The organism is Brachybacterium sp. 107 (assembly GCF_052379725.1).
Taxonomy (GTDB): Bacteria; Actinomycetota; Actinomycetes; order Actinomycetales; family Dermabacteraceae; genus Brachybacterium.
Genome location: NZ_JBQSYW010000027.1, coordinates 19,416 through 37,954, shown reverse-complemented (window position 1 = coordinate 37,954; position 18,539 = coordinate 19,416). Strand labels below are relative to the sequence as shown.

Sequence of the window (18,539 nt, the reverse complement as noted above, 5' to 3'; positions counted from 1 at the left end):
CCCCTTCCTTACTGAGCGGGTCGAGGGGTGCCGTGCATGGAGATCGCAACAGAAGACCACCGGTGACGCCTACAAGCTCCGGACAATCCCCCACCTCATGCGGCCGAACGCGCGCAGACCCCTGGTCTCCTACGTCTGCATCCCCGCGCACTTCTCCGAGACACGCCGGTATGCGACCGTCGCCCACTTCGAACCTGAAGTCATTGCCGGCAACGCAAACTTCACCGCCGAGGACCCCACGGGGTATCTGTTCGCGATCATCAGCAGCTCCATGTACATGGCTTGGCAGCGCGCAACTGGCGGTCGGATCAAGTCTGACCTCCGATTTTCTGCCACCGTCGTCTGGAACAACCTCCCCCTGCCCGAGGTGAGCGACTCCGCTCGAGAGAAAATCATCGCCGCAGGCCGTGCCGTGCTCGATGCACGTGCCCTGCATCCAGGGCGGTCCCTGGCAGACCACTACAACCCCCTTGCCATGGACCCCACTCTTCTCAAGGCGCACGATGCCTTGGACCGAGTCGTCGACAAGGCTTTCGGGGCCAGGAAGCCCCTGCGCACCGAGGAAGAGCGCCAAGAGGTGCTGTTCAAGCGCTACGCCGAACTGACGGGAGCCTGAGGAGCGATGGGGGCCATTGCGGACATGAGCCCGGAGGGTCTTCCCCGGTATACCGAACTGATCATGCCTGTCCTGACGGCTGTGCAGACTCTCGGCGGATCGGGAAAGGCTCGAGAGGTGCGAGAGGAGGTGCTGGCAACGCTGCCTGGCGCCGACGACATGGTCGCGGTGATGTACCCGAACAAGCCGTCCTCGTCTGTGCTCGAGGACCGCGTGGAGTGGGCACGGTGGACAGCGAAGAACATCGGCGCGCTCGATCAACCCGCCCGCGGGGTCTCCTCCCTGACCACATTCGGCCACGAGCTGCTGCGGATGCCGCTCAGCGATGCAGCGGCGAGGGTGGTCGAGATCGACCGGGAAAAACGCCGCGAGTACCGCCAGCGCCACGCAGCCACTCCCGGCCCCCCGGAGATAGCGAACAGCTCGGAGGAGAACGCTGGGGACGCCCCGGTCGATGCGGAGACGGCACGCTTCGACACCGCCGACGAAGTCTCCGACATCAGCTGGCGCGGCACTCTCCTCACGCGACTGCACCAGCTGACCCCGACCGGGTTCGAAGAGTTCGTCCTACTCATGCTCCGCGAGCACGGCCTCGAGCTCACCCGCATAGGCGGCAGCGGCGATGAAGGGATCGACGGCATCGGACGAGCACCCATTAGCGCCGTCCTCTCATCCCGAGTAGCAGTACAGGTCAAGCGCTACAACCCAGAGGGAAAGCCCATCGGTCGTGAGACCGTCGCGCTGTTCCAGCGGGACGCGCAGACCAAGGGCGCCGAACGCGCCATCCTCGTCACCCTTGGACGCTTCACAGAGCCGGCACGCAAAGCCGCCATCTCAGCAACCCCCACCGTCGACCTCATCGACGGAAACCGACTCGCCGAACTCGTCCTGGACAAACAGCTCGGCGTGCAGCTCGCCCCCGTAGTCAACGAGTCGTGGTTCGACCGCTTCACGTGAGCGGGAAGTCGACTCCGCGAGAACAATCCAAGGCAGCCCAGCCGCTGCCGCGTCACGTCGGACGCCCCGGTAGCTGGGCCCACACCTCACAGCACCGCAATGACACGGCAGCCCCCGATGAAGAACTTGCATAGGCCCTTCACTAAGGAGTCACTGATGTTCGAACAGCAGGTCCGAGCCGTGGTCGCCGAGACCGCCAAGCTAGATCACGAAGAGTTCACCGCCTACAGCGGGGGGTGGAGAGGCTACGTCGGCACTGCCCTGGTCGATGCAGTGTTCTCGATCCGAGCGAAGTACCAGGTCAAAGATCCGACCAAGGGGGTCAGTGGGCGCCTTAAGACCTTCAACGCGAAATACCCTGAGGCCATGAATGACCTCGCTGCGCTTGCCGCAGTGGGGGAGCAGGATCTGGCCGAGATCATGGGCCGCACCAAGACGGGCGGGAGGACGAAGGCAGCATGCGTGATCGATGCTGCCGAAGCGCTGCTCGCACTCGAGCCTCCGATCGCGACGGCAGAGGACCTCGTGGTGGCGGACGCCGCAGCGGTGAAGGCTGCCTACACGGGCGTGCACGGCCTGGGATGGGTAACGTGCGAGTACTTCCAGATGCTCCTCGGCGTTCCCGGGGTGAAGGCCGACCGCATGATCGTGCGCTTCGTCAACGCCGCGCTGGCAGCGGAGGGGATGGGGCCGGTAGATGCTCGCACGGCGCGCGAGCTGGTGATGCAGGCATACGCGTTCGAACCCCGCGGAGAGACCCCCACGCATTACGAGCACGCCATCTGGCGCGCCAAGGGCGAGCTCGCGAACACAGCCGAAGAGCCCGACCCGGAACAGACAGGGTCCGAAGTGATCCAGTGACCCGCTCGCAGATGAAACTCCCTCCCGAGCTGTACGCGGCTGGCTACGACGTGGAGCGGCTACGGAAGCAGTAGCGGCGGCCCACGCGGGGTAGCTCTCCGGCGCAGGTGGCGCCAGTGCGGTTCACGGATGAGGAACTCGCAGCGCTAATGGGGCGCGCCGAGGGCGAGCACTTGAACCAATCCGAAGCGACCCGCCAAGCAGTTCGGGAGTGGCCCGGCCTCTGAGGGTCACCGGCCCATTCGACGTACCCTCGTACCTACTGGCATCCCGAGGTGGCGCGGCAGGCAAGACAAAACCCCGGCCGTTTGATCGACTCCCAAGGGAGTTACAGGGACGGTTCCGGGGTGTTACTGAAGACGATACTGGGGATGTGTGACGTGGGCAAGCAGGGCAGCTACGAAGTCGCGGAGCATCACTTCAGCGCTGCCCGCCTGCATCACTACCTCGTGGCGGCCGGCGACGACCGCGATCTCGCGCATGCGCTGTACGTCTGGAACAGTCAGCTCGCGGCCGCGTTCTTCACCGATCTCGGACATCTCGAGGTGGCGGTGCGCAACGCTTTGGATGAGCGCATGACGATGAGGCACCAGAGTGCCGGCCATGCTGGCTCCTGGCTGGATGATCCGACAGGTGCTCTTGGTCGGGATCTCATCAACGCTCGTCCTCGCCATCGGCAGCCCTACCGAGACATCGACCGCGCCCGGCGACGGGTCCACGACAACGGCAAGCCGCTCGATCACGGACAGATCATCTCCGAGACATCGCTCGGGCTGTGGCATCAGCTGGTCTCCAAGCGCTTCGCGTCTTCGCTGTGGCCTGATCTAGCCGGAGCGTTCCCTCACGCGCCGAGTCGTAACCGTGCACTGGTGGCTGACCGGCTCGAGGCGCTTCGCGATCTCCGCAATCGCATCGGCCATCACCACCGGATCTGGAACCTCCCCTGTGAGGGACTTCGAGTGCAGCTCCAGGAGCTCGCTGGGTACATCGATTCTGACCTAGCGACATGGATAGAGGCGAGCTCCTCCCTGTCGAGCACTCTGGCCCGATCTCCTCTCGCTGCCCCCTGAACAGGCACAACACCGCCGCAGCCCAGATCCCCATATGGACAATTGGGGGTCTGGGGTTCATGCTGTCCGGGACGACTCAATCGGGCCTACTGCACCGAAGACAGTTGCCCCGGCGCAACGCACCTCCGCTCGTCCGTCGAGCGAGCCGGGGGTTTCTAGCGGCTGTACCCCTGTTCGTTGCGGTTGGGGGTATGGGGGTTTGTGCGCTGCCGGTAGGAGGTCGCGCTGGCATCAGATGCCGCTGTTGACCGCTTTGGCTTCCCGGCCTGCGCGGTGTCCCTCGGTCTGACGTATGCGCCCGGCACGCGTTCCCGGCTGTCAATACGCATCACCCGTTGCACCTCAGGGTCGAGGGCTTCCCACTGCTCGGGAGTGAACTGCTTGACGAGACGCCGCAGCCGGCGCTGCTCGGGAGCGACGGTGGCGGCCTCGCGGTGCTCCTGACGCTGCTGGGTGACGGTCTTTTTCTGCTGGGTTCGCTGCCGAGGCGCGTGCTCGAGATCGTGTTGCTTCTCGATGCGGGTGCAGGCGCTCTGTGCTTGCCGGCGATCATTGCGCCCGTGCCACACCTCGCCGGTGTCGTTGACGCGGGAGACGACGACGTGGATGTGGTCCTTTCCGTGTCGCACGGCAACCCAGGGGTGTTCTCCTACGCCCATGTCGTCCATGAAGCGTGAGGCGATGTCCGCCCATTCTTGGTCGCCCATCACTCGATCTCCGGGGGCGGCGCGGAGAGAGGCTTGCCAGATCGGCTTGGTGATGTCGGGGCGCTGTCGCTGAGTGTGTCGTACGTCGGCTGCCCATTGGGCGGAATCGGTCGCGCCTTCAGCTCCGATGTTCGAGGCGATCACCATGCCTCCTGAGTGGCGCTGCCCGTCTTTGACGTATTGGTGTTCGTTGCTCTTGCCCGGGCCGTGGAGGTACGCGGCGATGTCTCCTACGCGTTCTCCCCGGGTGATCTTGGCGATCACGGTGCTCTCCGTGTCCATGCGCGGATCTCGGCGAGCTCTGCGCGGGTGGCTTCGATGGCTGAGAGCAGCTCGGCGGTGCTTGGCCCCTCGGGGCCACCGCGCTCGGCGACGTTCAGTGCGCGCGCGATCTGGTTGAGGTTGTTGCCCACGCGGCCGAGGTCGGCGCGCAACCCGGCGACCTCACCGCCGAGTTCGCTGTGCCCGAGTTCGCGCAAGGCGAGCGAGCTCATCACGCGTTCCCTCGCCCATCGTGCGACTGATCCCCTGCCGTCGACTTCGGCAAGGTGTCGCCACGCTTCAAGCTCGTCCGCACTCAGCGAGATGCCCACGCGGTGTGTGCGCTTGGCATCGCCCATCGTCGGACGCCCCGCGCCTTTGCGGGTCGCGGAATCGGGTTGCTCGGGCTGCGCCTCGCGGCGTAGCGCGGCTTCGCGGTTCGACTGCGCGATGACGTCCTGCAGCCACGCGGGCAGCTGCTGTTCTGCAGGAGCTGCCGGCTCCGCGGCAGGTGCCGGGGGCGTCCCGTAGATCGGCTCGGGGCGGCCAGCGTGTCGATTGATCGGCACGATGCGCCTCCTTTGTCTGAGCCCTGGCGAAGACCGCGACCGGCAGGTCGCCCACGCTCTCCGCGTAGGAGCAAGGTGGATTGAGTGGGACACGACGGGGCAGTGAGGAACGAACGGTGCGCCCCGTTGTGTCACGCTCAATCATACCTTGCATCGTTTCCAGCGCTCCGACGTAGGAGGAACACAGCGCGCTGGAAACAGGGGCCGGGGACCGGGCCGGTCGCGGCCGCAAAGGAGGGACGACGCGCGGCCGGGTCGGTCCCCGGCTATCGACGCGTAGCGTCGATGTACGACCCCGACGAGGGGTCGTAGGGCCAGCCGGCACCGGATCTTCCGACGTGCCACGCCGCCGCAACGCCGCTCGAGCGAATTAGCGTGCGTCGCTCTTCTCGACGAATTTGAAGGAGACTCGGGAGAAGTCGGCGCCGTCGAAGACGGTCTCGAGGTAGTCCCGCGTTTGCCGCTCAGCGTCGTCGAACGAGTCCCAGCCGGACTCGGTCTGCGTGATCAGATCCGCGCTGCCGAGGATGTGCAGCTCCCATCCACTGGACCATCGATGCGCCTCTACTCGCACACTCATCGGTTCATGCGTCATTGCGCTTCCCTCTCTTTGCGGCCGTGCATAGCGTTGCTAGCCGTTGCTGCGCCTCGAGGGTGGTGGCGAGGCGCGAGGCTTGGAGTGGTCAGCTTTGGTCCCACAGGTCTACTCGGATGCGGCGCTTGGGCTCGACAGATCGCAGCGTGTCCGTCGCCATCTTCTTCGCCTCGTGCGGGGTCGCGGTTCGCGCTCCCCCGGGGTGTTCGCTGGACTGCTCGGTACGGACGAGTCGTTGGCGGAAGTTGCTCTCCTTGAGAGCTTCGATCCAACTGGCGAATGCAGCGGCGGGGCCAGTGAACGTCGTAGGATACCCGCCCCAGGTTTCCTGCTCGATCTCCCCCATCAGTGCGCGGGCATCGAGGTCGCCGTAGTCGTGTAGATCCCCGAGGTAGCCCAGGCGCTCCCCCGTGCTCGCGTCCCTGAGGTATCCCGACCAACCCAACACAGTGATCACCGCCAGTCCTCGATGTTGGTTCCAGCATGACAGCGGGAGAGCCACGTGTAAACATTGTTTACTATGAGCCAGATCTACGAGCCTGCCAATGAGAAGCGCGGTCTGGAGCGGCTGGGGGACAAGGTCGTATCCGTCCGTATGGACACCGAGCTTGTGGCCGAGCTCGACCGGCTCGCGCAGCACACCGGGCGCTCCCGTGGGTTCTACCTACGTGCTGCCGTGCAGGAGATGCTTCCGGTCCTCAAGGAGCGGTACTGGCACCACGACACCGAATCGCGTAGCCAGGAGCTCGACAAGTACAGCCGTTTCATGGATCAGTTGCATGATCCGACGCAGGAGGATCGCTGACGCGTTCGAAGGAGGGGCTCCGCCCGAATGGGCTCACTGCGTAGCCGGCTGCTCCCAGCGGAAGTGTCTGATCCAGCAACTCATCTACGGGTGGTACTGACATGCTCAGAGCAAGAGGAAGCTCCAGTCTGCGGGGCGCTGTAGGAGTTACAAGGATGGAGTTCGCGCCAGAGGGGCGCGGGGGAACCGTATACCGCTTACGGCGTTTCCCTTTTCGTTGGGCGCCCTGGTTTCGCAGTGAGGCCAAGTTCGCGGCGTAGCTGCCTGATGCGGCGCTCGCTGACTCCGTACTCCCCCGCTAGCTCCTTGGTCGAGGGGTCGCGCCCTGTTTGGACCCGCATGGACAGGATGGTGCTCTGGACTTGTGCGCGGAGCGCAGTCCCCTGCCACTCTCGCTTCTGGTTCGCGGCAGCCAGGTTGGTCCGCTGTTGCTGTGCGTACTCGCTCTCGGGGTCTTTCCATCGCTCGGCGGCGCGCTGGCCTCCGCGGCGTCCGAGGGTTGCCAGGGCTTTGCGGCCGGCGCTGGACATGCGTGTGGCGCCGCCTGTACGTGTCGTGGGGTTCGTGACGCCGGCGGTGACGTACCCGCGGACACGGCGGGCCATGGTGAGACGGTCGCGCATGGGAGGCATGTCCGGTTCGCGGCCATCGCCTCCGACGGCTTGGGCGACGTTGTAGCCCCGCTCGTAGGCGTCGATGAGCTTCGCGTCCTTGAGTGCCTCTCCGGCCTTCTTGAGGCGGTGTGCTGTGGCCAGAGCGTGGCGGAAGGCGGTTTCGTCGCGGGCGGCTCGTCCTGTGCTGATCCACATCACTCGAACGCCGTCGATCACGCCTGCTGCTGCTGGCGCGACCTGGGCGGTCTCTGGCAGCTGCTCGGCGAGCTCCCGCAGCATCTTCGCTTCAGCCGTGGCTTTGCGGGCTGCCTCGATACGGTCTCGACCGCTGGGGTACTGCTTCTCCCCTTCGCCTCGTCCGGGGGTCTGTGTGTTGGTCATTCTGCGAACCTCCGCCACCAGGTCTGTCAGGCGAACGATCTGGTTGTGCTGGCAGTGCCAACGGTATGCCGTGGGGTCGCTCGACTTGTGAAGGGGCCACCTGGAGAAGCGGTGGCTGAAAGCGAGGTCGCCACCCAGGAGCTGGTTCAGCTCGGTCGTGGCGATCGTCAGGAGACGGGTGTTCGGACTCGAGCGTCCCTCCCCCGCGTAGACCGGATCGATCAGCCAGATCGCCTGAGCCTTCCCGTTGAGGGGATTGATCCCCAGCCAGGCAGGGCCGTAGCCAGCGACAGCTAGGCGGTCCAGGACGGTGTGGACCTTGGAGTGAAGATTGGTGACCTGCCCGCCGCTCTCGTGGCTGGGCCGGTCGATGTCCAAGACGAGCGCTGCCGTGTACTGGGGATGGGTCAGGACGGCGTACTGGCACCGTTCGAGTGCTGGCGTCCCGACAGGGAACATGCGGGGCTTGGTCTCCCCTGTCTCGGGGTTCTTCTTCCAGGCTTTCGAGAAGTCACGGTCTCGGCTGGCCTGGAAGGCATCTCTACCGAGGTGTTGCAGGAAGGTCATGGCTTGGATGTCATCCCACCCGCAGGAGCGGATCCCCGGTGCGCTCGGCGCCGCGAACAAGTCGGGACTGTAGCTGTGGATCGCTTGACCGGTGGATGGGTCGGTCCACTGTGAGGGGCGCGGTCCTGGCTCGAGGTCGTCCCACGGGCGCGCTGAGATCGGCGCCTGTGCTGTGCGAGACACGCTGGGCGTGTCCCCTCCCCCACTGTCGGGAGACGAAGGTATGGTCATGACCAGGCTTTCTCCCCGAAGCTCATAGTTCGGGGTGAAGCGAGCGTCCAACTGGCTGCCACCGGTTGGGCGCTCATTTTTCTGTCGTTGCGACGACGCTACACGCCAGATCCCGGTGCGCAGCGCTTTTGCTACACCCCCAGCGTGTCGCTGACCTGCGTTGACGCTCCCCGCCCTGGCCATTTCCCCATCTCCCCATCTGGGGGTAGCAACGCATGGGGAGACGGGGTTGTGCACAGATGGGGGAGTGGTCATATGGTGGCCCACATGACCACTGTGATCACGTGCCTGAACCCGAAGGGTGGGGTGTCCAAGACGGTCACTTCAATCTTCGTCGCGACCGCCCTCGCTGAACATGGCGACGTCACCGTCGTCGACGCTGACCCTCAGGCGTCTGCCACTGAGTGGGCTTACAACGCGCAGGACGGGGGAGTGGCGCTGCCCTTTGAGGTCGTCCCGGGCTCCGCCGCGACGATCCGCCGCGCTCTGCCTCGTACGCAGTTCGTCGTCATCGACACCCCTCCGGGTGTCGCCGAGGTCCTCGATGCCGCAACGGCCGCGGCAGACCTCGTCCTGATCCCGACTCTGCAGTCCAGTCTCGAGCTTTCTCGTGCATGGTCCGCGCTCGAAGCGATCGGGGATACGCGAGCGGCTCTGTTCCTGGCCCGGGCCGAGACTGGGTCGACGACGTTCCGTCTTGCGCGGGCAGCGCTGCGCGAAGCATCGGGGGAGCGCGTGCACGCCCTCGAGAGTTACATCCCAAAGCGGGAAGCCGTGCGCCAAGTCGCCGGCATCTCCCGCCCGACCGAGCTGCATGGCTACGACCAGTTGGCCGCAGAAATCCTGACGATCCTCCAGGGAGCCACCGATGCCTAAGAACACCGACAAGCTGGGGGCAGCCATGGGTCGCAACCCGCGCAGTGCCGGCAAGGGGTTTGCGAGCAGCTTCGCGGAGAAGCCGGTCGTCGAGACCGTGCGCCTCGCGATCGACCTCGACAAGGACTTCCACCGCCGGCTCAAGATCGCGGCAGCTGAGCATGGCATCAGCCAGCGAGATCTTGTGCTGAACGCGATCCAGAAGACCTACCCTGAACTTCGAGACAAGTAGCCCCCAGATGACCAGATGGGGGTTTGGGGAGCGGTCGACCCGCGTGCCTACCGACCGCGGTTCACCTCACCACTCAGTTTCGCGGTACCGATAGTCCTCAGACGCAGTACAAGGGGCCGGCCCCACCGGAAGCTCCAGGCCACAGGCGTGGCCCGATGCCCGCAGCCGCCACAGGCCATGTGTCACCCATCCGTGCGGCAGTCCCGTGCCGTCGCGCAGGCATGCCACGACATCGTTGTGTCTGGGGTTCCGATGCAGGTTCTCTCTCGAGCGCTCGGCCGCGGCCATACCTGGGTTCACTGGATCCTCGGCGTCCACGATCTACGACCCCCACCCCACTCTGTTCGGAGTACAGGTCGCAGAACCCGCAGCGGTAAGCCCCGCAGTAGCAGATGAGTCAGGCGTGCTGGCCCGGGTATATGCGCACGCAAGCCTGACCCGATGTCTTGAACAACCTAGACGGCGAACGAGTCTCCGCAGAGGAGGCAATAAAAGGGAGAGCCCGCATCCTCAGGTACCTTCACAGGCTCCCAGGGATGGCACGGTGGGGCGATCATCTCCATGTCGTCGGGCTCTTCAGGTGGCGCTGGAGTGTTCACTGCACCGGTGTGAGGAGCGGGAGTGAACTTGAAGTTCTTGCTCCGGCGGGTGCCGAACGCATCCCGAAGTGCGTCGTTCACCATGTCGGACGAAACTGCGGCGAGATACGCCTGTTGGTAATCGAGTTGCGCCGGGGTCCACCAAGCGTTGTGGGCCGCTGACTGGCCGCACTGTGGGCACCAATAAACATCGGGATATACGAATGACTCGGGCGCCGTCTCGGTAGGCCCGTGATGCCATTTGAACTCACGCTCACAGTGTGGACACTCACGCCGCAGGAAGCCATCACTGTCGAGGAGTAGCTCCATTTGGATCTCCATGATCACTCCATGATGTCGAAGAAAACTTCTTGCCTGAACGGTGTCCCGTCGTCCATCTTGGCTGTGACGGGCAGCTCAAACTGAGCCGGCCCGCTCGCCCCCATCGTTTTTCGTGACGTCCAAGCTGGAATGGTGAACGATTTTCCTGCAGGAAGTTTTGAGACTGGCCCTTCGTTATGCAACTCGATATGCTCTCTTAATTCCTCGGGTACGACTAGATTCACGTCAAAAAGTGGTATCGCGCCATTATTGGTAATCCTAACTTTGTCGAATCTCGACCCGCCGGATGTTAGCCAACGCCCGTCGACGCTCGGTCCGTGTCGGTCCGCCGAGGGCAGCCGCCGCCCAAGGGGGAGCCCTTTGCCTGGCCGTGAGGGCGGCGTAAGGTCGCCAGCACTCAGCCAGTCAGTTCCGCTCAGGTCAACGGAGCACCCAGCGGTTTCGAGGCGACTGGCGATGGATCGGCGCGTCTCCGGCGCATTACTCATGCGAATGACATGACGCCCGCCAACATCGCTAAATGGGCGAACGTCACCCATCTCAATGAGGATGGTTCGCTTTGGATCACGCCCAAAGGCCATACCGGCCTCGAACAGCACGTTCGGGCGGGCCTGGCCGCGGGGAGATGCTTCGGGGTCGTCGTCACCGTGCGCATACTCCGTGCGCAAGTACGCGACGTCGTCAGGAGTGAGCAGGACGACCACCGCCTGACCTTCGCGGAAGGCAAGGTCGAGCACCTCGCCGACATATGGCGATCCGCTGCCCGTGCGCGCCACGGCTTGGTCCCATTCGATCGGCTTGAGGCCGATGGCGCGCAGGAAAGTGAAGACCGCATCTCGCGCGGCGGTGTTCCGTCCGTGGACGACGAAGACGCTGTCGCTCATACGGTCACCTTATAGATCGTCACTGACGTTCATAGGTGGCGACACAATCGAGGCTACCGCCTCCGAGGGGGAGTCGCAGCGGGTGGGGCTACTGGAGATCAACACCCCCGAGGTCGCCCGCGTGGACGAGGCGGGCAGCGCGGGGGAGCGGCCGGGGCCGAGCGCCTGGAGGAGCTGCTGCCCGAAGGGACCGCAATGCAGCTGTTCAGCGACACCCGGGCGGACGACGACCGCTACGGGCGGCTGTTGCGCTACGCGGAAGCCGAGGAGGGCGCCGATCTCAGCCCAGCTCGTTAATGTGATCCGTTCGATCAGCATGCAGCGGGTCGTAAGAACGCTCGTTATCCGCGCTGAGCCCAGGGGAAGGTCTCCGGACTTTCGACCATGCTTCTCGAGTCTTGCGCCCAATGACCTCGCGGTTCTCGGATGCAACGATACCGATGGCGAACCCCGCTATGGCGATGCTCACCGCTACTGCAGCCTGGGAGCTGGCAGGTCGAGCCCTGGGGCCTTGGTTGAGCAGCTCTTCCGCGACCGGGCGTGCGTGCCGGACGAGTCGACCGCTGGCATCGCGAAGCCCTCCGGCGGCAAGGGTGACCTTCGAAAGGTCAAGGCCGGAAGGGTCCACGGCAAGGAGGAGGAGTGAATCGAGCTTCTTCGGCACGACGGAGGCCCCTATCGTTGGACGAGCTTCAAGTATTGACCATCCCGCTGACTTTCGAGCTGACCCGAGGGCGTGGGCGGAATAGGTCTGCGACGGGGCGCCGGATGGCGCGTCCAGGTCAACAGCCGCTTGGGACACAAGAGGAATTTGTTGTTTCGAGCGTCAGCCGTGCTTATTCGTAGGCGAGCTGCTGCAGGGCCTCTCTTACACGATCAGCAAACTTCGGGCACTGCGCAGCCCGGAGGGCATCGTCGAGCTGAGTCGTTACCGACTCGCCTCGTTCTGCCCTCCGACACCAGTACTCAAGTTGTTCTCTCGTTATAGGCTTTATGCATGCCGGGTTCGAGTCGGCCACCAGTGTAAAAAATTCATCCGGGGTTACTATTTCATAGTATTCATCATCCGGCCTTTGTGTTATATCTGAAGGCTTATTGGATGTTAGAATCTTATCGGCCCTGGAGGCTGTTGCCGCAGCGTGCACATGATAGTCCCCTTCATCGGTTCCGGAGAAGTCTAAGTCTCCGGAAAAGTTGGGCACCACTTCGTCGATGCACAATTCGATTTGCTTCACCATGGCGGCGACCACGGCGCCGGGAAGGCGGGGGTTATTAGTTCGCATCTTCCGTAGCGCCTCGGCGAATACGTCGTGCGTTGCATGGAGCTGAAACATGCCTTCGTTGGCATCTCGAAGGAAGAACAGCCAGTCTCGGCATGTCTTGCTTGCCAAGACGTTGGCGTCTACGAACACTCGCTGGGGCATGAGGAGAGCGTACCCATTCGCACAGCGATGCCGGGGGTGTCTGCGATGGGCACCCCCGGCGTTGCGCTCCCGATTTCAGTCGTCGATGAGGTGAGCGTGCTCGGCTTCCAGATCGCGAAGCTCTCGGAACGACGCCCTCCGCTGCGCGATGCGTTCGTTTCGGACCCGGGCAACTTCGTCTCGATCGAAGCGCGTGTGGCTTCCTACCTTGAACGAGTCAATCACTCCGTCGCGCACCCATTTCATCAGGGTGGGGCGCGAGACTCCGAGCATGTCGGCCGCAACCGTACTCGTCAGTTGCTTCGGCACGCGGCCGATCGTCACCTGATTGCCATCAGCAAGCGACTCGAGTGCGCTGAGCAGTAGGCGCTGGATCGCCGGGGGCAACGCAACATCCTCGCCCCCCTGGGTGCGGAGGGCCAGGGCGGCGCCTCGGGGGATGTCAAGGTGACGGGCGGTGTCGGCGGTCTGGTCGCTCATGACGATCTGCTTCGTGGCGAGCATGGTTGCCGTCATAGCGATCCTCCTTTGTGCAGCGTGTTGCGCGGATGCCCCTACCATAGGTGATTTGCACTTGTAACTGCAAGGGGTGTGGTGTGCATGGTGAGTCGCGTGGAAGCGATGATCCGCCGCGGCGCGCTGGTACCGGCGACGCCGGTCGACGCTGCGACGACCTTAGGTTCGCCTGGATCCGCGAGTGGAGACCACGGGTGCGAACTCGCATCCTCGGTTTCGTCCACCCCCTGCAGAAGGAGTGGTCCCCGCATCGAAGCGGCGCGCACTCTGCCCCGCATGCTGTGCAGCATGTCTTGTGGGATCGCTGGGTACTTGTGGTCAAGATGACCTGTTGGGGTATACCCAGTGCGACGGTTCTGTCGCGAAAATACTGAAACAGGCCCTATTGAGAACCGTAAAAGACTGCTCAGTAACTGTGTGACTTCGTCTGCTGAATGGCGGGGTTCTTCGGTCGCTTCGTGGCGGGGTCAGGTGACACCGATGACCAGGGTGCTCTGTGCGGCTTCGATGACGTCGTTGGTGATGGTGTCGAGTTCGTTGATCTTCAGGACCCGCTGGATCTGGGGGAAGAGGCGTTCGAGGAGCCGGAAGTTGCCGCGGGTGATCCGTGCGATGGCTGCGATGGCTTGGGCGTCGGTGAAGTCCTCGGGGTCGAGGGTCTTGCCGAGGGAGCGCCAGTGCCGCTCGAGGACGAACAGCAGTTCGTCTTGTCCCAGGGACCGGTACTGGTGGGCGAAGCCGACCCGGCTGTAGAACTGGGGGTAGTGGCTGAACTGCTTCTCCAGGCCGGGCATGCCGATCAGGATCAGGGCGATGTCGTCGCGGTCGTAGCGATCGCGCAGCAGTTCCAGCGCGGCGGGACGCAGTCGTTCGGCCTCGTCGACGATGATCAGCTCCACGTAGTTCCTGCCGTGTCGCCATCCCCAGGCCTCGGGAGTGGCCGTGCCGGGAGGTACGAGGTGCTGCTCGATGCACATGTTGGTGCGGGTGATGGCTTGGGTCAGCTCGTCCTTCAGGGTCCGCGGGGTGGTCAGCACGCTGGGGGTGTAGAGCACGGTGCGGCTCCGGTTCAAGGCGGCGTAGATCTTGGCGTCGTTGTCGGAGCGCGGCCCCCAGTAGGTCAGCAGGTCATGAGCCTTCTCGTAGTGTGCGTAGCGGCGTGCGGAGAGTGTCTTTCCTACGCCGGCTGATCCGAAGCACAAACCGATGGTGTGCCCGCGGCGCACGGCGTCGGCGAACTCGGTGAAGCGGCGGTGCTCCTTGGTGACGATGAAGCGCTGGCTCACCTGAGGTCCTCCTTGTAGATCTTCAACGCCGACCTCGGCGCCGGAGTCGGTGCTTCGGTGATCCGTGGTGTCTCGGTAGGTGCGGCCACGAGGGCGATGCGTTCGTTGATGCCGGCTCGCAGCGCCCGGCGGCGGGCGTTGCGCGCGGCCTGGATCTCCTTGAGGCTGACCTTTTGATCGTGGTGCTCTTGGTTGACGGCCTTGCAGACGAATTCGTCGTGATCGAAGACGCGGATCTCGGTGATGTCGCGGGGGTCGTAGCGGATCACGACCGAGCGTCCGACGTAGCCGGCCAGAGTTGGGGAGACGTAGCGCAGGCCCTGGAAGCGGATGCCATCGCGGCGCACGACGCGGGTCTTGGCGACGGTTAACAGCAGTCCGTCGAGGTCTTCCAGGCTCTCGGGCATTCGGGGCAGCCAGCCGTCGGCGATCCACGCGCTGCGCGGGGAGGTTCCGAGCTCGCTGTGCGTGCGGTCGTTGTAGGTGGCCACGAACGCCTCCAGGGCGCTATCGAGTTCGGCCAGGGACAGTTTCGGTGTCGGCCAGGGGTGCCCTTCGGTGATGTGTCCGGGCAGGGTGGCGAGTAGCTCGGTGTTGATGGTGCCGAAGAACCGCTCGATCTTGCCGCGGCCCTGGGGTCGGGCGACGGTGGAGTGGATCAGTCGGATGTGGAGGTCGACGGCGGTGTGGGCGAGCTGGTCACTGGTGAAGTCGCTGCCGTGGTCGACGTAGAGCACGTCGGGCAGGCCGCACATCGGCCAGGCCGGGTCGGTCTTGTGCCAGATCGCTTGGCGCAGCGCCAGGGCGGTGTTCATCGCCGACGGTGCGCCCAGGAAGGCTGTGTAGCCGCAGACCGCCCGGGAGCAGTCGTCGAGGATCGTTGTCAGCCATGGCCGTGCGGGCTTGCCGTCGGTGCCCACCACCAGGATGTCGAGCATGGTGTGATCGGATTGCCACATCGCGTTGGGCAGCTCTGCTTGCCGGCGGAGCACCAGCTCGTGCTTGTCGCGGTAGGACGCTGCGCCCTCCAGGGCGAGGGTGACCATGCCGGGATCCAGGGTCCGCACGATGTCCCACACCACCGAGTAGGAGGGGACCGGCCACTTCCGGGCGGCGCAGATGCCGGTGACTTTGCGGTGGATGGTGGCGATGGCCGGCCGCGGCTTGCTCAGTGCCAGGCCCTCGATCAGGTGGACGAGGTCGGGCGGAAGGCGGCGGGAGCCGGTGTCCGCTCGCGAGGCTGTCTCCAGTCCGGCGTAGCCGTCGGCGCGGTAGCGGGCGTGCCAGCGCTCCAGGGTCCGCAGCCCTACATCGGTCTCGCGAGCTAAGCGCGCGAGGGGCACCTGGTCCTCGACGTGGAGCCTGAGGATTCGCCACCGCGCTCGAGCGTCCACGACGCACCTACTGCAAGGCGTTCTCGCGCCCGCGCTCGGCGCGCTGAAGGGCGCGGTAGACCGTGGAGCGGCCCACGCTGAACAGCTCGGCCAGCTCGCCCACGGTGTGCTCGTCGGCGGCATGTAGCTGGACGAGGTGAGCTTCTTGCCGGGGGGTGAGTTTCGGTGACTTCCCGCGCAGCCGGCCCTTGGCCTTGGCGACCTTCATCCCCTCGCGGGTGCGGGCACGGATGAGGTCGGCTTCGAATTCGGCGACCATCGCCAGCACGTTGAACAACAGTTTCCCCATCGGGTCGGTCGGGTCGTACACCGATCCGGCGATGCTCAGCTTCACTTCCCGCGCCGCGAGGTCGTCGGCGATCTGGTGGGCATCACGGACTGAACGCGCCAGCCGATCGAGCTTGGTGACCACGAATGTATCGCCGTCCCGACAGGCAGCCAGCGCCTGCCGCAGGCCCTCACGGTCGGCGTTGCGGCCCGTGAGCCCGTGATCGACGTAGATGCGCTTGGGATCGACGCCGAACGCCGCGAGTCCGTCACGCTGCGCGGTCAGGTCCTGCTCGTCGGTGGAGACTCGGGCATAGCCGACCTTCAAGGGGGACATGCTCCCCAGTGTGTCATATAGCCTACCTTCACCGGACAGTTCACCGGACGGGTCTTACGGGACAGCCCGCCAGGTGTGGAGTTGATCGGTGACCGGCGGGGTTCTGGTGGGGGTATGCGGCGTTAGTTGGTGATGAGGGTGCTGGCTGCTGCTTCGATGACGTCGTCGGTGATGGTGTCGAGTTGGTTGATCTTCAGGACGCGTCCGATCTGTGGAAAGAGGCGCTCGAGAAGGCGGAAGTTGCCTCTGGTGATGCGTTCGACCGCGGCAATGGCTTGGGCGTCGGTGAAGTCGTCGGGGTCGAGGGTGCGGCCGAGGCGCTTCCAGTGGCGGGTCAGGACGAATAGCAGTTCTTCGCGTGCGAGGGCGCGGTAGCGGTGGGAGAACCCGAGGCGACTGTAAAGCTGGGGGTAGTGGCGGAAGCGCTGGTCGATGCCAGGCATCCCGATGAACATGAGGGCGACGTGGTGGCGGTCGTGAAGGTCTCGCAGGAGCTCGAGCGAGGTCGGGGTGAGTCGTTCGGCCTCGTCGATGATGATCAGTTCGGTGAAGTCGATCGTGCGAGGCACTTCGGTGGTCGTGATCTTCCCGATCGCGCAGAGGTGCTCGTAGATCAGTACACCGACCTTGCCGCGGTAGAACTCGATGTCGCGCATGAGATCGCGGTGCTTGGCGAGGACTTCGGGGGTGTAGAACACGGTGCGGGAGCGGTGGGCGGCGGCGTAGTGCTTCAGGTCGGCCTCGCTGCGTGGCCCCCAGGCGTGGATGAAGGGTTCGAGGGTGTCCCAGTGCGCGTACCGGCGTGCGGACTGCGTCTTGCCGACGCCGGCCTCGCCGTGGCAGATGCCGATGGTGACGTCCTTGCGGATGGCGCCAGCGAACTCGGTGAAGCGGCGGTGTTCCTTGGTGACGATGAAGTCGCGGTTCATCTATTCGTCCTCTTCGTAGGTCTTCAGGCGCTTCCTGGGCCGGCGTGCCGGCGGGGGCGTGGGCGGGTCGGTAGAGGGACGTGGAGTCGCGGGGATGCGGTCGTTGATGTCTCTGCGCAGCTGCCGGCGGCGGGCCCTGCGAGCGGTTTCGATGTCGTGGAGGCTGTAGCGCTGATTGGGGTGGGCTTCGTCGATCGCTGTACACACGAAGGTGTCGTGGTCGTAGATGCGGATCTCGGACAGGTCGCGGGGGTCGTAGCGGATGGTGACTGTGCGTCCGACGAACGAGGCGAGCGTGGGCGAGAGGTAGCGCTGGCCTTGGAAGTGGATCCCGTCGCGCTGGACGGTGCGGTGCTTGGAGACCCGCAGCAGCAGCCCGTCGAGCTCCTCGAGACTCTCCGGGAGTCGCGGCAGCCATCCCTCAGCGATCCACGCCGCCTTCGGGCTCGTGCGGATCCCGGTGTGCGTGCGCTGGTTGTACTGGCCGACGAACTCCCCGATGGCGCGGTCGAGCCCAGGCAGGTCCAGCACCGGCAAAGGGTGTGGGTTCCCGGGGGTGAGGCGCCCGGGCAGGGTCGCGAGCACCTCGGTGTTGACGGTGTGGAAGAACCGCTCGATCTTCCCTTTGCCCTGGGGGCGGGCGACCGTGGAGTGGATGATGCGGATCTTCAAGGCGATCGCGGTGTACTCGAGGTGATGGCTGGTGAAGTCACTGCCGTGGTCGACGTAGAGGACTTCTGGGATGCCGCACATCGGCCAGGCGGGATCACTCTTGGGCCAGATCGCTTGCCGAAGCGCCAGTGCCGTGTTCATCGCCGAGGGCGCTCCCTCGAAGACCATGTACCCGCAGATCGCCCGCGAGTAATCGTCCATGACAGTGGTCAGCCAGGGCCTGGATGGTCTCGCGCTGGGGTCCTTGATGAGGATGTCCAGCTGAGTGTGGTCGACCTGCCACAGGGCGTTGGGCCGCTCTGCGCGGTGACGGAAGACGAGCTCGTGGCGGTCCCGGTAGGACGCTGGCCCCTCGAGAGCGAGCGTCACCATCCCGGGATCCAACGCTTGCACGATCGACCGCACCGTCGCGTAGCTCGGCGTACTCACGCCTCTTCGTGCGGCCTCGACAGCGGTCAGGCGATGCAATGTCGCGATGCTCGGGCGGGGCCTGGTCAGCGCCAGGTGCTCCACGAAAGCCACCAGCTCTGGCGCGGCGCGCCGAGTGCCGGCGTCGGCACGCTGCGAT

General features: G+C 64.8%; 21 protein-coding genes. 8 read left to right on the top strand and 13 right to left on the bottom strand.

Annotated features, from left to right (window positions below; all coding sequences use genetic code 11):
- The 4 genes from ACT3UL_RS18135 to ACT3UL_RS18120 form a co-directional block, all read left to right on the top strand.
- Positions 1-616, top strand: a 616-nt coding sequence (locus ACT3UL_RS18135) for a type IIL restriction-modification enzyme MmeI (protein ID WP_444579745.1), incomplete at its 5' end; no start/stop codon positions are given.
- A gap of 6 nt (positions 617-622) precedes the next feature.
- Positions 623-1,573, top strand: a complete 951-nt coding sequence (locus ACT3UL_RS18130; protein WP_443345866.1) for a restriction endonuclease — start codon at positions 623-625, stop codon at positions 1,571-1,573.
- Positions 1,574-1,729: 156 nt separating this feature from the next.
- Entirely contained in the window at positions 1,730-2,434 is a 705-nt protein-coding gene (locus ACT3UL_RS18125) for a hypothetical protein (protein WP_406890715.1), read from the top strand.
- 380 nt (positions 2,435-2,814) lie between these two features.
- Positions 2,815-3,504 (top strand): hypothetical protein, encoded by a 690-nt coding sequence (locus ACT3UL_RS18120; RefSeq protein WP_443345864.1) that lies wholly within the window; start codon positions 2,815-2,817, stop codon positions 3,502-3,504.
- Positions 3,505-3,659: 155 nt separating this feature from the next.
- On the opposite strand, the gene ACT3UL_RS18115 is transcribed toward ACT3UL_RS18120, so the two are convergent.
- The 4 genes from ACT3UL_RS18115 to ACT3UL_RS18100 form a co-directional block, all read right to left on the bottom strand.
- Positions 3,660-4,475, bottom strand: coding sequence for a relaxase/mobilization nuclease domain-containing protein (locus ACT3UL_RS18115; protein ID WP_443345863.1), 816 nt, complete (start codon positions 4,473-4,475; stop codon positions 3,660-3,662).
- Positions 4,472-5,041 (bottom strand): plasmid mobilization relaxosome protein MobC, encoded by a 570-nt coding sequence (gene mobC, locus ACT3UL_RS18110; protein ID WP_444579744.1) that lies wholly within the window; start codon positions 5,039-5,041, stop codon positions 4,472-4,474. The genes ACT3UL_RS18115 and mobC overlap by 4 nt, the downstream gene beginning before the upstream one ends.
- Positions 5,042-5,411: 370 nt before the next feature.
- Positions 5,412-5,621, bottom strand: a complete 210-nt coding sequence (locus ACT3UL_RS18105; RefSeq protein WP_443345877.1) for a hypothetical protein — start codon at positions 5,619-5,621, stop codon at positions 5,412-5,414.
- 103 nt (positions 5,622-5,724) lie between these two features.
- Positions 5,725-6,093 carry a hypothetical protein gene (locus tag ACT3UL_RS18100; RefSeq protein WP_443345875.1) on the bottom strand — a complete coding sequence of 123 codons (369 nt, stop codon included), beginning with the start codon at positions 6,091-6,093 and terminating at the stop codon, positions 5,725-5,727.
- A 63-nt stretch (positions 6,094-6,156) separates the two neighbouring features.
- On the opposite strand from ACT3UL_RS18100, the gene ACT3UL_RS18095 reads away from it, so the two are divergent.
- Entirely contained in the window at positions 6,157-6,441 is a 285-nt protein-coding gene (locus ACT3UL_RS18095) for a ribbon-helix-helix domain-containing protein (protein ID WP_443345874.1), read from the top strand.
- A gap of 197 nt (positions 6,442-6,638) precedes the next feature.
- Here the strand turns inward: ACT3UL_RS18095 and ACT3UL_RS18090 are convergent, their stop codons facing one another.
- On the bottom strand, positions 6,639-8,003 hold the full coding sequence (locus ACT3UL_RS18090; protein ID WP_406890727.1) for a replication initiation protein: 1,365 nt from the start codon (positions 8,001-8,003) through the stop codon (positions 6,639-6,641).
- A 486-nt stretch (positions 8,004-8,489) separates the two neighbouring features.
- Between ACT3UL_RS18090 and ACT3UL_RS18085 the strand changes: the two genes are divergently transcribed.
- Entirely contained in the window at positions 8,490-9,110 is a 621-nt protein-coding gene (locus ACT3UL_RS18085) for an AAA family ATPase (RefSeq protein ID WP_443345872.1), read from the top strand.
- Positions 9,103-9,342, top strand: coding sequence for a hypothetical protein (locus tag ACT3UL_RS18080; protein WP_147272051.1), 240 nt, complete (start codon positions 9,103-9,105; stop codon positions 9,340-9,342). The genes ACT3UL_RS18085 and ACT3UL_RS18080 overlap by 8 nt, the downstream gene beginning before the upstream one ends.
- Positions 9,343-10,264: 922 nt before the next feature.
- Here the strand turns inward: ACT3UL_RS18080 and ACT3UL_RS18075 are convergent.
- On the bottom strand, positions 10,265-11,146 hold the full coding sequence (locus ACT3UL_RS18075) for a TIR domain-containing protein (protein WP_406890732.1): 882 nt from the start codon (positions 11,144-11,146) through the stop codon (positions 10,265-10,267).
- A 511-nt stretch (positions 11,147-11,657) separates the two neighbouring features.
- Between ACT3UL_RS18075 and ACT3UL_RS18070 the strand changes: the two genes are divergently transcribed.
- Complete coding sequence (locus ACT3UL_RS18070) at positions 11,658-11,792, top strand: hypothetical protein (RefSeq protein ID WP_406890734.1); 135 nt, start codon at positions 11,658-11,660, stop codon at positions 11,790-11,792.
- 190 nt (positions 11,793-11,982) lie between these two features.
- On the opposite strand, the gene ACT3UL_RS18065 is transcribed toward ACT3UL_RS18070, so the two are convergent.
- The 7 genes from ACT3UL_RS18065 to ACT3UL_RS18035 form a co-directional block, all read right to left on the bottom strand.
- Entirely contained in the window at positions 11,983-12,570 is a 588-nt protein-coding gene (locus tag ACT3UL_RS18065; protein ID WP_406890736.1) for a PIN domain-containing protein, read from the bottom strand.
- A gap of 75 nt (positions 12,571-12,645) precedes the next feature.
- Positions 12,646-13,086, bottom strand: a complete 441-nt coding sequence (locus ACT3UL_RS18060) for a helix-turn-helix domain-containing protein (protein ID WP_443345870.1) — start codon at positions 13,084-13,086, stop codon at positions 12,646-12,648.
- A 467-nt stretch (positions 13,087-13,553) separates the two neighbouring features.
- Positions 13,554-14,372 (bottom strand): AAA family ATPase, encoded by an 819-nt coding sequence (locus tag ACT3UL_RS18055; RefSeq protein ID WP_444579741.1) that lies wholly within the window; start codon positions 14,370-14,372, stop codon positions 13,554-13,556.
- Positions 14,369-15,766, bottom strand: coding sequence for a Mu transposase C-terminal domain-containing protein (locus tag ACT3UL_RS18050; RefSeq protein WP_444579740.1), 1,398 nt, complete (start codon positions 15,764-15,766; stop codon positions 14,369-14,371). The genes ACT3UL_RS18055 and ACT3UL_RS18050 overlap by 4 nt, the downstream gene beginning before the upstream one ends.
- A gap of 7 nt (positions 15,767-15,773) precedes the next feature.
- A complete protein-coding gene (locus ACT3UL_RS18045; protein WP_010534181.1) occupies positions 15,774-16,370 on the bottom strand; it encodes a recombinase family protein in 597 nt (198 codons plus the stop codon).
- 122 nt (positions 16,371-16,492) lie between these two features.
- A complete protein-coding gene (locus tag ACT3UL_RS18040) occupies positions 16,493-17,299 on the bottom strand; it encodes an AAA family ATPase (RefSeq protein WP_444579739.1) in 807 nt (268 codons plus the stop codon).
- The gene (locus ACT3UL_RS18035; protein ID WP_444579746.1) at positions 17,300-18,400 is read right to left on the bottom strand and encodes a Mu transposase C-terminal domain-containing protein; all 1,101 of its coding nucleotides are present in this window, start codon (positions 18,398-18,400) and stop codon (positions 17,300-17,302) included.
- Between the last annotated feature and the right edge of the window lie 139 nt (positions 18,401-18,539).